The following is a 15,445-nucleotide window of genomic DNA, read 5'->3' as shown; positions in this document are numbered from 1 at the left end:
ATCATTATAACCATCATCACATTCGTCCTCACCATTGCCGTGGCTCCCGCACAGAGTCACGGCATTTATAAAATGCCCCCATTCGAGCGGGCAGTCTGTTGCATCAAGTTCTTTGAGGGACTACACCAAGCCAAGGATTATCCCTATATCGGATATGGCCACCGCATCCAGCCCGGTGAACATTTCCGTCTTCCACTTACCCGAAAACAAGCCGATGCCCTGCTCCGCCGTGACCTCCGCAAGCTCTGCAAAATGTTCCGCTCATACTGCAAGGACAGCCTTCTCCTTGCCACCCTTGCCTATAATGTCGGTTATGGTACCCTCATGGGGCACGCCAACCACCCGAAAAGCCGTCTCGTTCAAAAGATAGAAAGCGGCGACCGAAATATTCACAACGACTACATCCGCTTCTGCCGCTATAAGGGGAAAGTAGTTCCATCTATCAGAAAGCGTAGAAAGGTAGAATTGCTATTGTTGTATCAGAAATAGTAAAACAGTGCCCAATTTTCCATTATATTGCCTAAAACGCAAAAAAAATGCAGGAAAAGCGAGTTAAAACCACTTAAACATTCTTTTTTTTACCTGAATTTTATTACTTTTGCATCGTTAAACAGTAAAACTGAGAACATAATGGCAAAAGACATCAACAGGCTAAAGGTAGTTTTGGCAGAGAAGAAGAAGACAAACAAGTGGCTTGCAGAACAGTTGGGGAAAGACCCCGCCACTGTTTCAAAATGGTGTACCAACGCTTCCCAACCCTCTATTGAAACGCTTCTTGAAATAGCAAGGGTGCTTCAAGTGGATGTTAAGGACTTGCTCCAATCCACTGCCCAAGATCCTAATATGGTCTATGTGAAAATACCCAAAGGTGGTGTGTTAGTGTAATTACATCGTACAATCAAGGACAATAATGGCAAAGAAACAAAATAAGGCAGAGGCAAATGCCTCCAAAACCGAAGAAAAGAAGCCCAAGGCTAGGAAGACTGCCAAGAAGGCTGAGAAACAGCAGAATCTGGAAGACATTCTTTTTGAATGTCGGAACAAGTTGCGCGGCAATGCCAACATGACCACCAAGCGCGACATGCTGCTGACGCTGGTCTTCCTGCGTCTCATCTGCTCACGGTTCAACGAACAGAAAGAGAAAATCAAGAGCGATGTGCTGACTAATTTGGGCAAGGCAGAGGATGCGCTGTCGGCAGAGGAGCGTGACTTCGTGACTATGATGCAGGAAAACAAGTCATCATTTGAACAGGATGGTGTTTTCTATTTACAGGACGGCTACAACTGGGAGCAGCTTGTCACGTTGCCAGCCAGTGAACGAGCCATTGCCCTTGATAACGGCATCACCCAACTGATGGAAGCGGAGAAGAACCTGAAGAATGCCCTTCCTGCCAACCTCTTTGTCAATGCCCGTCTGGAACCGTCAGTGCTGAAGGGTGTCATGGATGACATCAACAAAATAGACCCACGCAACTTTAAGGACATCGACCTCATAGGTCGTGTGTATGAGTATTTCCTCCAGCAGTTTGCCGTCAATGCCACCAAGGAGGACGGAGAGTTTTATACGCCCCAGAGCATCGTGGAGCTGATAGCCCACCTTATCGAGCCATACGACGGCACCATCTACGACCCCTGCTGCGGCAGTGGCGGCATGTTCGTTCAGAGTGTGCGTCTCATCGAGGCGCATGGCGGCAATAAGCGCAATGTCAGTGTCTATGGCCAGGAGAGCGACCCTGATACCTACCGTCTGGCAAAGATGAACCTCGCCGCACGTGGCATCAGCTATCATTTGGGCGACAGCAATGCATCGTCATTCACCAACGACAAGCATCCCGACCTCCGTGCCAACTACATCATGGCCAATCCGCCTTTCAACCTCAAAGCATGGCGCACTGAGGAGCAGCTGACAAAGGACATCCGCTGGAGCGGTTATGGCTTACCCCCTGTGAGCAATGCCAACTATGCCTGGATTCTGCACATGCTCTATCACCTCGATACGGCGAACGGCATTGCAGGTTTCCTGCTGAGCAACGGTGCGTTAGAAGATGAAGACACACTGGCCATACGCGAGCAGCTGATACGTAACGATAAGGTGGAGGCTATCTTCATCCTGCCGCGTGAGATGTTCTATTCCACAGATACGAGCGTAACCCTTTGGATTCTGAATCAGAACAAGAAGGGTGGCATACGCAATGGCAGGCAGCTGCGCAACCGTGAGAACGAGGTGCTCTTTGTGGATTTGCGCACATGGAACCAAAACAACAGCACCATCAAGACCGACAAGTCGAAGAAGACATTCGTGGTGTTCAACGAGGAGCAAATTAAGACCATATGCAACATCTACCACGGTTGGCAGACCTATACCGAAATGGAGGCATACGACAAGCCCGAACTGTATCATGCTGCCTATATCGACGAGATCGAGGCGAATGGATGGAGCCTCACGCCAAGTAGGTATATCAAATTTGAGGATAAGTCTGTAATATTGCATAAGAAGAATATTATCAATAATACAATTTCTATTATAGATGATGTCCACAACAAAATGAGCGACCTTAATTATAAGTTCGAAACTATAAAGTCTGAGGTTTCAATTCTTGACGCCATTTCGAGCTATCCTCTGCATATTATTGGTGATTTTATTGAATTAGTAGATGAAAGAAATACTGGCAACAAACAAATTGAAGTCTGTGGAATAAATAAGACAAAGGCTTTTATGCCCACAGTTGCAGATTTAACCGGTGTGGATATTAGCAAATATAAAGTCGTCAAGAAAGGTTATTTTGCGTTTAGTGGTATGCAGACAGGACGTGATATATGTATTAGAATTGCGTTGTATAATGACATCAACCCGATACTGATTTCTCCTGCTTATACTACATTTAAGTTGAATACTAACAAAATATTACCTGAGTTCTTCCTGTTATTTTTCAAGAGGGACGAGATGGATAGATATGGATGGTTTATCAGCGATTCAAGTGTGCGAGCAAATTTGGATTGGCCTCGTTTCTTGGCAATTAGAATCCCCCTTCCCCCGATAGACGTTCAGCGAGCCATTGTCAACATCTACCACTGTGCTGAGGAGGCAAAGCGCATAGCGGAAGAGGCAGACCGGTTGAGCCGTGAAATCTGCCCTGCACTGATGCAACACATCATACATGAGGCGGACGATTGTGAACGCACGCGTTCACAATCTGCACGTGAGTCCGAGTAACGAAAAGATAAAACAATAACGAGCAATGAATAATAACATCCATAATAATATCGAATGCCCGGTTTGTCCAGCGTGCGGTTCCCGTAATATCCAGACGGAGGGCTTGCTTCATGTATGCCTGGATTGCGGAAATAAATGGGAAGATGCCCCCGATGGTGATTTGGGCGAAATGGTCATCTATCAGTCGGATGAGGGAGTAAGGCTTGATGTGCGACTTGAAAGCAACACAGTCTGGCTGAATCAAGACCAAATAGTCTCTTTGTTTAATAAGAGCAAATCAACAATCAGTGAGCATATTTCCAATATTTTCAAAGAAGGAGAATTGGACGAGCAAGTGGTTGTTCGGAAATTCCGAACAACCACTCAACATGGTGCCATAGAAGGGAAAACGCAGTCTAAGGAGGTGAAGTATTACAACCTTGATGTCATTATCTCTGTTGGTTATCGTGTCAAATCAATTCAAGGCACGCGCTTCAGGCAATGGGCCACACAACGGCTGCATGAGTATATCGTAAAAGGATTCACCATGGATGACGAACGGCTGAAAAACCTTGGCGGCGGCAGTTATTGGAAGGAACTGCTCGACCGCATCAGGGATATCCGTTCGTCGGAAAAGGTGCTTTATCGCCAGGTGCTTGATGTCTATGCCACCAGCGTTGACTATGACCCTCGGACGGAAGCCTCCCGCTTGTTTTTCAAGATTGTCCAGAACAAATTGCATTATGCAGCCCATGGCCATACCGCTGCCGAGGTCATTTACGAACGTGCCGATGCCGAGAAACCGTTTATGGGACTGATGTCCTTCAAGGGAGAACTGCCATGTTTGAATGACATAAAGATAGCCAAGAACTATTTGGATGAAAAAGAGATAAAGGTTCTCAACAACATCGTCTCCGGATATTTTGACTTTGCGGAAATCATGGCGTTGGAGCATAAGCCGGTCTATATGATGGACTATGTGAAGCAGCTTGATTCCATCCTGATGTCCACGGGTCGTCCTTTGCTTCAGGGGACAGGAAGCGTCAGCCATGAGGATGCTATGGAGAAGGCACTTGCCGAGTATCGAAAGTATCAAGTGAAGACGCTTTCGCCAGTAGAGCAGGCATATTTAGACAGTATCAAGATGCTTGGCAAGAAGGGGAAGAGAAACACGGGGAATAAGAAGTGAGAATCTGACAGTTAAAAACAGAATCATCATGGTCAACGTAAGGTATCACGAAAGCGAATACGAGGAGGTTTTCATACAGCGGCTCACCGAAGTGGGCTGGTCGTATATTCCTGGTTGCGAGTTGGCAGACAGGAGGATTACGGATGCCATCTATGAGCCAGACCTCATGGCGTATCTTCAGGCAAAGTATGGTGACAGAGGTCTGACGACACTGGACTACCAGCAGATGATTGCCAACCTGCGCAACACATCGGGAGTCAACGACTACCTCACGGCACGCGCCGTTCACAAGCTCGTATGCCATGATGGCTACGACTATCAGCCGTTGGACGGCAGCGAGGCGTTTAAGGTGAGGTATATCGACTTCGACGCTGACGACGTGGGGACTGCCCACATCTTCCGCTGCATCAACCAGTTTGAGATGGTGGAGGGTGAGGAGAACCGCCGTCCTGACATCGTGCTTATGGTGAACGGCATACCCTTGGCTGTCGTGGAACTGAAGAATCCCGCTGACCCCGAAGCCACCATCAGCACGGCTTGGGAACAGATTTGCGTGAGATACCGCCGCGACATACCCTCCATGATGAAATATGCTGCACTGACTATCATCAGTGACGGAGCCAATACCCGCATGGGCAGCCAGTTTACGCCCGAGGAATATTACTACGCATGGAAGAAGGTGGAGAACGAAGACCCCAACGGACGGGTGGGCATCGACGAGATGGAGATGCTCATCAAGGGAGCGTTGTCACCGGAAAGAATGCTGGAGATACTCCGCGACTATGTCTATTTTGCCGATGAGGCAGAGGCAAGCAAGGAGATAGAGATAGTATGCCGCTATCCCCAGTTCTTTGCCACCAGAATGCTCCGCGACCACATCTTCCGTTCGCTCCATTCACGGGGAGGCAACGGAAAGGGAGGTACCTACTTCGGTGCGACGGGATGCGGCAAGACGCATACGATGCTCTTCCTTGCCCGTCAACTGAAATGCCGCTACTCCACAGAGATGGACAACCCGACGATTATTGTCATCGTTGACCGCACAGACTTGGAAGACCAGAGCAGCAGATTGTTCTGCAATGCCAAGACCTACTTGGAAGATGAGAACGTGAAGGTGTTCGACAGTCGTGAGGATTTGCGCAAGGAACTGAAGGCGAACCTCGGCGGTGGTCTGTATGTGACCACCATACACAAATTTGCTGATGGCGAAGGCAGGCTCTCCGACCGCTCCAACATCATCTGTCTGAGCGACGAGGCACACCGCACGCAGGTGAGTCTTGGCAGCAACATGAGCATCCGCACCAAGGACGACAAGGTCAAGGATAGAAAAACATTGGCACCATCGGCAGAGCAGAAAGAGAAAGTCGGTGCCTTCTTTACGGAAACCTTTGCCCAGCAGTTGCACCGTGCCCTGCCTCATGCCACTTTCGTGGGATTTACCGGCACGCCCATTGAGGAGACCATACAGGTGTTCGGCAAGGAGGTGGACCGCTACACCATGGAGGAGGCGAAGAACGACAAGATTACCGTTCCCATTACCTACAACGCTCGACTGGCGCGTGTGTTCCTCAACAGCGAACAGGCGAAGAAGGTGGAGGAATATTACCGAAAGTGCGAGGCGGAAGGAGCTGCCGCCCAGGATGTGGACAAGAGTAAGGAAGACATGACACAGATGAACATCATCCTTGCCAATGAAGAACGACTGGAGCGTATGGCCAAAGACATCGTGGAGCACTATGAACAGCTCTGCGAACTCGCTCCCGAACTGGTGCAGAAAGCCATGGTGGTGAGCAACGACCGTCACATTGCCTTCAACCTCTACAAGAAAATGCTTGCCTTACGTCCTGAATGGGGCGAGAAGCGGAAAGCCATGGACGAAAGCCAGTTTACGGCAGAAGAACTGGACAACATGGACGCTGTGCAGCTGCTGAATGTGGTATGTACGCGCGACAAAAACAAGGACAGCAAGGAGGAATGGGACACCTTTGGCACGGATGCCCACAGAAAGACGCTGGAAGGCTGCTTCAAGGATGATAAGTCCAACTTCCAGATTGCCATCGTGGTGGACATGTGGATCACAGGCTTTGACGTGCCATGTCTGAAAGTGCTGTATAACGATAAACCGCTGTCGAAGCATACCCTCATACAGACCATCAGCCGTGTAAACCGACGGTACAAGACAAAGGACTGCGGACTGGTGGTGGATTACCTCGGTATCAGGGAGAACATGAAGCAGGCCATCAAAACTTATAACGGCGACTCCATAGACTTGTCGGATGAAGCCTCGGCATACGCCATATTCCAGAATGAACTGGACATACTCAAAGGACTGGTGCAGGGACTGGACTTCAATACTTTCTTCTCTGACAATGCCATGCAGCGACTTCAGTTCCTGCATAATGCAGCAGAATACATACTGAGCCATTCTGCAAAGGGAACAGCCAAGAATCCCTCCCTGAAGACAAAGTATCTGGGGCATGTCAAGAGAATGCGCAGTGCCTACAACATCGTCAAGAACGCACTGGACGCAAAGGGGCATCCACTGATACAGGACGAAGAGGCAAAGTGGGCACAGTGCATGATGGGAATAGCGGGCTTCCTCGGCAAGATGACCGACACGCAGCATAGCGTGCAGTCAATGAATCGCCATGTGGAACAGATGGTGAAGGAAGCCATCGGATGCAGCAGCGTGGAAATCGTATTGGAAAGAAACGGCGGCACGGAAGACATCTACAGCGAGGAATTCAAGGAGGAATTGGAGAAAGTGACCCTCCCCAACACCCGTTTTGAAATGCTTGTCAAACTGCTGAGGAGGAGTATCAAGGAATACGGCAAGACCAACCGCACCCGTGCTGAGGTGTATGACAAGTTGCTGCAACAGGTGATAGACCAATACAACAACCGTGAATACGCCAACGAGGTAGCCACATCTACCATCAGCCGCATCAGCGAGATGGTGGATGAGCGTGTCAATGCCCTCAGCGACCAGCTGATTGACATCATGCGGGAACTGGACGATGACAAGAAGAGCTTTGAGCGGCTCGGCATCTCCTTTGAGGAAAAGGCATTTTATGACATACTCGTCAAGATGCGCGACGAGAAAGGCTTTGAGTATTCCGACGAACGATGCAAGGAACTGGCGAAGAAAATCAAGCAACAGGTGGATGGTTCCACCGTATATGCCGACTTCCTGAACAACGTCAATCTGAAGAGCAAGTTGGACAATGACCTGAAAATACTCTTGTTCAAGAACGGTTATCCTCCGCAGTGGAACAACGAGACTGTCAACGGCGTGATGGAACAGGTGGTAAACTACAAGAGCAACCAAACTCCTGCAAGGCCCGGCAAGCCTTCTGCTCCAAAATATGTTCTGCCACAGGAAGAGAGAAATGTGGCAATGGTGGCCGAAGACATTCTTATCTACGGCAGTTTGGAGGTGCGCCTGAGAAACACCAAGAAATGTGACCTGCTTGCAGGTACTCTCGACCTTGTGCTGATGTATGCCATATCGCCGGCAGCGAGAGAGAAGACAGAGAAGGCAGGGCGCATAGCACTCGGCATCAAGGAGGCGAACCTTTCGGAGGAAGCCGTCAAGGCATATCAGAGCGTCAGATACATCATGTTCCATTATTGGAAGAACAGCGAGGCAAAGCCTTTTGCCCTCACTGCCCCGACACAGTTGGTAAGTCGTGCTGATGTTCCCGAAGGTTTCATGCTCAGACAGGAAAAAGAAGCCAAGCAGTTCCTGCTGATAGAATACGATCCGTCCGCAATGTCCGACATCGGAGCGTATGACATTCTGAAGGCTCAGCGTAGAGGCAGCAACCGCTACTTGCCTTTCGTGTGCAAGGTGGAGAACATTCAGGAATAGACCATGCAAGACCTCACCAAATCGCTTATTCTCCTGAACGGAGAGTTGAAGACATTGCAGATAGCATCCATCAGTAAGTTGGGTGCCAATGCTTTTCGTGTCTCTTTCAAGAACAATCCGAAGTCCTATACATATAGTGCAGACAAGGTGGTATGGCTCACCAATCCCCAATGGCTTGTACCAGAACTGTGCAAGGTGTATCGAGGTGGTCGCCTACAAACGGATGTCACGGAGATATGGCAGTTTGAAGCTGGACAGAATAATTATTGGCGAATCAAATACCGCAGCGGATATGAGGGAGAGTATGCTGAAGGACAGCTCAACGTAGTCAAGACCTGTTTGGACGAAGAAACATCAATGAACACCTATGCCTACCTCAAACAGGTGGCAGCCATCAATCCGCTTCGGAAAGAAGAGGACAAGGAGGGCATACTGTCGCAGATATACGAGAAGGTGGATTTCATTGATGACAAGACCGCAGCGGCTTGCTACATCAATCCCGACAAGCACAAGGTGAGGAAACTCAGCCACAAGGATTTGATATACCCGTTTGGCTGCAATGCCAGTCAGAAGAAAGCCGTGGCAGCAGCCTTCGAGCATCAGGTGAGCGTGGTGCAAGGTCCTCCGGGAACAGGAAAGACCCAGACCATCCTCAATGTCATTGCCAATATCGTGAGGAAAGGGGAAACGGTGCTTGTAGTGTCAAACAACAACTCTGCCATAACGAATGTGCAGGAGAAGTTGGAGAAATACGGTCTCGCATTCATCGTGGCACCGCTTGGCAGCAAGGAGAACAAGGAACTCTTCATCAGCCAACAGACATTGGTTCCTACGGAGGTCTCATCGTGGTCTTGTCCCATGCAGGATGGGATGAGAATGAAAAGTACGTTGCATGATACGCTCAGAAGTCTTGATAAGGTGTATGCGCTATTGAACGAGGATGCCATGCTGCGCCAGGAACAGCAAAGCGTTGATTTGGAATGGCGGCACTTTTGTATGGATAATGGCATTGATGAACATACACCGTTGGAGAGAAGGGTGCAGTCATCCCTTATCATAAGGCTATGGCTTCACTACCAGTCCAAGGCAGACGGAACACTCATTGCCCCCGATGGACTTTGGTCAAGGATAACGGAGGGATTGAAATCGCTTTGGATGCGTATGATATGCCGATACAGGCTGAGGCTGCCAGGCAAGTTTGAACAGTCAGACATGAAGCCGTTGGTCATAGAACTTCAGACTCTTTATTATCTCAACCGACGCATAGAGATAGAAGAACGCTTAGAGACTATCAGGCAGGAACTATCCACCTACGATGCTGACCTGCTGACGAAGACCTTGACAGATACTTCCATGACACTGTTCAAAGCCTCTCTCCATGGCAGATATGCCAAAAAGGAAAGCGTCCTCTTCAAGGACACCAAGGACATGAAAGCTCACGGCGAGGATTTCCTGAAACGCTACCCCGTAGTGCTGAGCACCACCTTCTCTGCCCGTTCGTGCGTCTTTGGTGACAAGCCATACGACTACATCATCATGGACGAAGCTTCACAGGTGTCGATAGAGACTGGTGCCTTGGCTCTTACTTGTGCAAACAATGCCGTGATAGTCGGCGATGCGCTCCAACTGCCTAATGTGGTGACGGATGAAGACCGGACCAAACTGACTGCCATCATGGAGCAATACCATATCCCAGAGGGGTATGACTGTGCCAAGAACAGTTTCTTGGAGTCCGTCCGTACTGTCATCAGGAATGTGCCCGAGACCATGCTCCGTGAACACTACCGATGCCATCCTCGCATCATCAATTTCTGCAATCAGAAGTTCTATGGAGGCAATTTGCTCATCATGACCCACGACCATGGTGAGGAGGATGTGCTTTGTGCCTTTCTTACCCGAAAGGGCAACCATGCCACGGCACAGTATAACCAGCGTGAGATAGATGTAGTGCGTGAGGAAGTACTTCCCTCACTGAGGGAGTATGACGACATAGGCATAGTAACGCCATACAACAATCAGGTCAAACAAATCCACAGTCAGATGCCAGAATTGGATGCCGCCACTGTACACAAGTTTCAAGGTCGGGAAAAGGATGCCATCATCATGAGTGTGGTAGATAACCAGATTACTCCATTTGCCGATGATGCCAACATTCTGAATGTGGCTGTCTCGCGTGCCAAGAAGAAGTTCTGCCTTGTGATGACAGGCAACGAACAGGAGAACCACGGCAACATCATGGACTTGCTTGACTACATCCATTACAACAACTGCACCGTCACCGACAGCAAGATAGCCTCCATCTTCGACTATCTCTATGAGCAATATACGGCAGAGCGAATGACCATGCTCGAACGTTTGCCGCAAATCTCGGAGTATGCCTCAGAGAACATGACCTATCATCTAATCAACGACATACTCACCTCTGACAGCCGTTTCTCCAGCCTGAAAGTGCTTTGCCACATACCGCTCCGACAGATTATCAAGGACACATCCCTTATGTCGCAGGAGGAACTGGCATACGCAGGCAACTACAACACCCATGTCGATTTCCTCGTCATCAACAGCATCAGCAAAAAGCCTGTGCTTGCCATTGAGACAGACGGCTATTCCTTCCACAACGATGCGACGGAACAGCATCAACGTGACAAAATGAAAGACCACATCTTTGCCCTCTATTCCCTTCCATTGCTACGGCTGTCAACAAAAGGGAGCGGTGAAGGGGAGAGAATCATTGAACAACTAACTAATTGTGTTTATTAAAAATAATAATGTATATGGATATACAGATGTCATACATAGTTGCTCCTTGTCTCGGAGGACTCATAGGTTACATAACGAATGATATTGCCATACGCATGCTGTTCCATCCGCACAAGGCGAAATATATCATGGGATGGCACGTGCCGTTTACTCCGGGCATCATCCCCAAGGAGAAGGGACGCATAGCGGAGGCTATTGGTGGGGTGATAAGCGAAAACCTTATGAATAAGGAGGTGCTGGAGAAATACCTATTGTCTGAAGATATGATAGGGAAGCTCCGTGACGCAGTGATGGATTTTATCGACACGCAAAAACGGAATAGAGAGACAGTCCGTGAATTCTTGCGACATTATCTGTCAGAAGAAGAGATTGCCGCTATATCCAACAGTATCAATGAGAGTATCACGAAACAGACTTATAGCAAACTGTCAGACTCTTCCGTGGGAGATAAGGTGGCACATATTGCCATCGACCATTTGGCTAACAAGTTCAGCATCGATGGTGCTCAGGAACTGCTTTCGGGTATCAGTGGAGCTATAGGTGGCATAAAAGGCATGGCGGCAGGATTGTTTGGTGGCAGCATCGTTGCCAAGTTCTTGGGACTTTTGCGGGAGCCTGCAGAGCATTTCCTTGCCAAGCATATCAATGACATGCTGAAAAACAACGGAGCAGAAATCGTGTCCAATATGATAGACGGAGAGGTGGACAGTTTCTTGACTACCCCTGTCTGTAAATTACTCAAAGGTCACGATGAGCAACTGAACCAAGCCGTGAATACCACAGAGTCCATCTACCGCACTGTTATCAGCGAACACCTTCCACGAATTCTTGAATCCATCGACATCAGCAAGATCGTTCGTGAGCGCATCAACGAGATGGATGTCAAGGAAACAGAGAAACTCATATTTCAGGTGATGGACAAGGAGCTGAAAGCCATCGTGTGGTTGGGAGCCTTGCTTGGTCTGATTATGGGAAGCCTGAACACCCTCTTTCAAGTCCTCCAATAAAGTATGTGCAGATACTTGGCCAAAGATGTGCACATACTTTGCCATTTATCTGTACATACCTGCCCATGGTATTACTAACTTTCCATATCAGTATATCTTCTCTGCGGGATGAAGTATATCTTCTCTGAAAAACGAGTTTTTAAGTGTGCGGCTTTCGGGCTATTGACAACCGTCGAGTAAATGGCGTGTTTTATGACTATTTAGTGCTATACAGTGATTATCGAGCCGATATTTGGTATTATCTGGCGCATTTACATACACAAAAAATCGGTATTTTGGTAATTTTCTTGGTTAATTTCCGTTAATTTTAAGATTTTTGAAGATTTTCTTTTCAGTTGTTATCACGTAATTGGGAAATAATTACTACCTTTGCATTTGAACAAACTATGCTTTTGCGACTAGTTGTAGTAGTAAACCTTTGCTTTCTGCATCAAGGAGCAGCATATTAAAATTGTTGTGACAGATTGAAGGATGATAACAACATACTGTGTTTGCGACCCATAAAAACGATAAACAGGGTCAATAGCATGGGACTGATATATAACGATGGCGAGATGCCACCTTGACGCGATGAGAAAATATGCACGGAGACAACTTTCGGGTATGTCTTTTTCGTACATATAATCGACGTTCATTTGTTGGAGTCAGTTTCAGCAGCAGATGGAGTTTTAGACCTTCCTGTCGGTATTGATTATTTAAAACGATACGTAAAGATGGACACATTGCCTAATGTGAACACCCGACGAGGCGGGAATAAAACCTCTCACGCTGGACTTACCTCCAACGTCTCCCCCAAAGTTCAAAGCCCAGAGGCAGAGAACTCCCATACAGGGGTCACCTCGGACTTTGTGTCTAAGGAAAATCACGAGTGGTTTGTACTTCGTATCTTGTACGGACACACCAAGGATGTTGTTGATGCTTTCAAGAAGGCAGATATACTGTACTATATCCCCAAGCGTTATCAGAAAGTAGAAATAGCTGGGAAGAAGAGGCTGCGTAAGGAGTCTCTCCTTCCCGGTCTTGTTTTTGCCTATATGACCCGTGAGCGGACTCACGACTTTGTCAAGCAGCCAGCCAAGACAGCAGGTTTCTTGAAATACTATACCGACAAGACAAAGCCCATTGAGCCAGACACCCAGCTCAATCCACCTATAACTATCCCTGATGACAGGATGAAGTCATTCATAAACGTTGTGGAAACAAAGAATGAACATATCTTGGCCACATCGAAAGACCGTTGCCATTTCAAGAGCGGTGATTATTTCAAAGTTGTGTGTGGCGACTTCAAGGGCGTTGTCGGTCAGGTTGTGAGAGCTGCAGGTCAGCAACGCATCGCTGTAGAGTTGAACGGCATCGGATATGTGCTTACAGCCTATATTCCCAGTGATTTTATGGAGAAAATTGAAGATGACTTGATAGAACAGGGATAGTTGCCCACTCCTCTACAGTGTTGAAGGAATAATATTCATACGAAAAAGACAGCATTATGATACACAACAAACAGATACTCACAGGTCTCGACCATAGTCAGTACGAGCACCCATTAGACAGAGCCGCCTTGGAGAAACTGGAAAGCATCCCGTTCCTTACCACGGCTTGCAAATGGGTGACATCCAACTTCATCGAGCGAGTGTATAACATTCAATATACGGGTAGTAACCTGAAGGTCACGAAGGACAACTATCCCAAGATATACGAGTATCTTGTGGAAGCATGTCGCATTCTCGACCTGCAGCAAGTTCCTGAACTGTATATCACTTGGGGCTATGACATCAACGCCTGTACCATTGGAGCTGAGAATCCTATAATAGTTCTCAACTCTGGTTTGATAGATCTTTGTGATGATGACGAGATACTCTTCATTATAGGCCACGAGGTCGGACACATCAAGTCGCAGCACATGTTGTATCACCTTATGGCACAAGTAATTAACTGGGGAATAGATACAATCCCCGGTGGAAGTCTGGTTGCCAGCGGCTTGCAGTTCGCCCTCTACTATTGGAGCCGAATGTCGGAGTTCACAGCCGACCGTGCCGGTCTGATGTGCTGTCAGGACACCGATGCCATGACACGAGCCTTCATTAAGATGGCAGGTCTCCCCATCAAGGAGTTCAACAACATCCGTCCAGAGACCTTCATCCAACAGGCACGCGACTTCAAGATGCTCGATTATGAGGGAATGAATAAAGTAGTCAAGTTTCTCTCAATCGCCGACGAGACCCATCCTTGGACAGTGATGCGCTCGGCCGAGCTGTTGAAGTGGATTGACAGCGGAGAATATGGACGTTTCGTAACACGCCGTTATATCAGATAGCCCATGAGAAAGAGATTGCACAATATCGACTTCTCTTCTGTCATGCATCCCGATGACAAGAAGAAGGTGGAATGGCTAAACAGTCTGAAGGTGCCCTACCTGTCAAAGTGGGACTTCATATGTGAGATAGCCAAGCACCCGCTTGACCATGACCTGAAGACGTGGTACGAGATATTCAAGGCAGATGTGGAGTACTATACCTTCAAGGATTTCCTCGCTGCCACCACCAGCAAATATCAGGAGGCATACAACGAGGTAGAAAACCAAGGTGAAGGTATAAACATTACAGCCGAAAGCCTGCCGCAGATGTATGCACAGCTCACCGAAGCCTGTGCTATACTTGGCATTGAAGATATTCCTGCCTACTCCACCGATTGGTATTACGGACCTTACCATTTCTCCAATGGCGAGAAGCACCGCCGTATCGTCATGATGTCGGGCAGTGCCGACCTTTTCACCGAGGGGGAAATGATGTTCACACTTGGACATGAACTGGGTCATTTTGCTGCGGGTCACAAACCGTACCATATGCTCATCATGTCGTTCTACTTGCCTTTCATGTCAGATCCGACTTTCAAGGCATGGGCTTCGCTTGTCAAACTCCCTCTGTTTGAATGGTATCGCAAGTCCGACTATACAGCCGACCGCATTGGTCTGCTCTGCTGTCAGGACATCAATGTAGCACTCAGTACGATGATTAAGAAAGCCGGACTTCCGAGGAAGTATTACGACCAGATAAACATTGACGGCTTCATCCAACAGGCGCGAGACTTTAATGAGAACTACACTGACACGCTCAATGTCATAGTAAAGAACCTAACAATCCGTTCCGCTGAGTTCCCTTGGTTGGTTGACCGTGCCGCCAAGCTCCTCGACTGGTACGAGCATGGGAATTATAATCAGATAGTAAACAGTTAAAATATAGCATTGTATGAATACACAGACCTTTGCACTTCCTGCAAACGATAATATCCTTGCCGTTCTCAACTTCAACAAGATTGCTAATGACCTGAAGAGAGAAGCCGTCAAGGCTATGGGCATGGCAGCCTGTCAAGCCCGTTGCCTCAGTTGCGGACATTGCTCAGCTCAACGATGCGGTAACAGATAAGCA

11 protein-coding genes are annotated in these 15,445 nt (G+C 48.1%); all 11 read left to right on the top strand.

Annotation, left to right across the window (positions count from 1 at the left end; all coding sequences use genetic code 11):
* Window positions 1-72: 72 nt before the first annotated feature.
* Window positions 73-489 (top strand): glycoside hydrolase family protein, encoded by a 417-nt coding sequence (locus tag CIK93_RS08165; protein ID WP_094399635.1) that lies wholly within the window; start codon window positions 73-75, stop codon window positions 487-489.
* A 141-nt stretch (window positions 490-630) separates the two neighbouring features.
* Window positions 631-885, top strand: a complete 255-nt coding sequence (locus tag CIK93_RS08160) for a helix-turn-helix transcriptional regulator (RefSeq protein ID WP_094399633.1) — start codon at window positions 631-633, stop codon at window positions 883-885.
* A gap of 25 nt (window positions 886-910) precedes the next feature.
* Complete coding sequence (locus CIK93_RS08155) at window positions 911-3,214, top strand: N-6 DNA methylase (protein ID WP_094399537.1); 2,304 nt, start codon at window positions 911-913, stop codon at window positions 3,212-3,214.
* A 169-nt stretch (window positions 3,215-3,383) separates the two neighbouring features.
* Entirely contained in the window at window positions 3,384-4,382 is a 999-nt protein-coding gene (locus CIK93_RS08150) for a virulence RhuM family protein (RefSeq protein ID WP_094399535.1), read from the top strand.
* A 28-nt stretch (window positions 4,383-4,410) separates the two neighbouring features.
* On the top strand, window positions 4,411-8,253 hold the full coding sequence (locus CIK93_RS08145) for a type I restriction endonuclease subunit R (protein ID WP_094399533.1): 3,843 nt from the start codon (window positions 4,411-4,413) through the stop codon (window positions 8,251-8,253).
* Between the two features lie 3 nt (window positions 8,254-8,256).
* Window positions 8,257-11,013 (top strand): AAA domain-containing protein, encoded by a 2,757-nt coding sequence (locus CIK93_RS08140; RefSeq protein ID WP_094399531.1) that lies wholly within the window; start codon window positions 8,257-8,259, stop codon window positions 11,011-11,013.
* Between the two features lie 14 nt (window positions 11,014-11,027).
* Entirely contained in the window at window positions 11,028-12,020 is a 993-nt protein-coding gene (locus CIK93_RS08135) for a DUF445 domain-containing protein (RefSeq protein WP_158215498.1), read from the top strand.
* A 713-nt stretch (window positions 12,021-12,733) separates the two neighbouring features.
* A complete protein-coding gene (locus CIK93_RS08130) occupies window positions 12,734-13,450 on the top strand; it encodes a UpxY family transcription antiterminator (protein WP_094399527.1) in 717 nt (238 codons plus the stop codon).
* A gap of 56 nt (window positions 13,451-13,506) precedes the next feature.
* Entirely contained in the window at window positions 13,507-14,334 is an 828-nt protein-coding gene (locus CIK93_RS08125; protein ID WP_094399525.1) for a M48 family metallopeptidase, read from the top strand.
* A 3-nt stretch (window positions 14,335-14,337) separates the two neighbouring features.
* Window positions 14,338-15,252, top strand: coding sequence for a M48 family metallopeptidase (locus tag CIK93_RS08120; protein ID WP_094399523.1), 915 nt, complete (start codon window positions 14,338-14,340; stop codon window positions 15,250-15,252).
* A 13-nt stretch (window positions 15,253-15,265) separates the two neighbouring features.
* Window positions 15,266-15,442 carry a hypothetical protein gene (locus CIK93_RS13780; RefSeq protein ID WP_170935015.1) on the top strand — a complete coding sequence of 59 codons (177 nt, stop codon included), beginning with the start codon at window positions 15,266-15,268 and terminating at the stop codon, window positions 15,440-15,442.
* The last annotated feature ends 3 nt before the right edge of the window (window positions 15,443-15,445 follow it).

Source organism: Prevotella sp. P3-92, from assembly GCF_002251205.1.
GTDB lineage: Bacteria > Bacteroidota > Bacteroidia > Bacteroidales > Bacteroidaceae > Prevotella.
This window is presented reverse-complemented; position numbering and strand designations above follow the sequence as displayed.

Excerpts from the sequence above, each read along its gene's own strand:
- CIK93_RS08165 (WP_094399635.1), top strand. The coding sequence starts at position 73 with ATGCCCCCATTCGAGCGGGCAGTCTGTTGCATCAAGTTCTTTGAGGGA.
- CIK93_RS08160 (WP_094399633.1), top strand. The coding sequence starts at position 631 with ATGGCAAAAGACATCAACAGGCTAAAGGTAGTTTTGGCAGAGAAGAAG.
- CIK93_RS08155 (WP_094399537.1), top strand. The coding sequence starts at position 911 with ATGGCAAAGAAACAAAATAAGGCAGAGGCAAATGCCTCCAAAACCGAA.
- CIK93_RS08150 (WP_094399535.1), top strand. The coding sequence starts at position 3,384 with ATGGTCATCTATCAGTCGGATGAGGGAGTAAGGCTTGATGTGCGACTT.
- CIK93_RS08145 (WP_094399533.1), top strand. The coding sequence starts at position 4,411 with ATGGTCAACGTAAGGTATCACGAAAGCGAATACGAGGAGGTTTTCATA.
- CIK93_RS08140 (WP_094399531.1), top strand. The coding sequence starts at position 8,257 with ATGCAAGACCTCACCAAATCGCTTATTCTCCTGAACGGAGAGTTGAAG.
- CIK93_RS08135 (WP_158215498.1), top strand. The coding sequence starts at position 11,028 with ATGGATATACAGATGTCATACATAGTTGCTCCTTGTCTCGGAGGACTC.
- CIK93_RS08130 (WP_094399527.1), top strand. The coding sequence starts at position 12,734 with ATGGACACATTGCCTAATGTGAACACCCGACGAGGCGGGAATAAAACC.
- CIK93_RS08125 (WP_094399525.1), top strand. The coding sequence starts at position 13,507 with ATGATACACAACAAACAGATACTCACAGGTCTCGACCATAGTCAGTAC.
- CIK93_RS08120 (WP_094399523.1), top strand. The coding sequence starts at position 14,338 with ATGAGAAAGAGATTGCACAATATCGACTTCTCTTCTGTCATGCATCCC.
- CIK93_RS13780 (WP_170935015.1), top strand. The coding sequence starts at position 15,266 with ATGAATACACAGACCTTTGCACTTCCTGCAAACGATAATATCCTTGCC.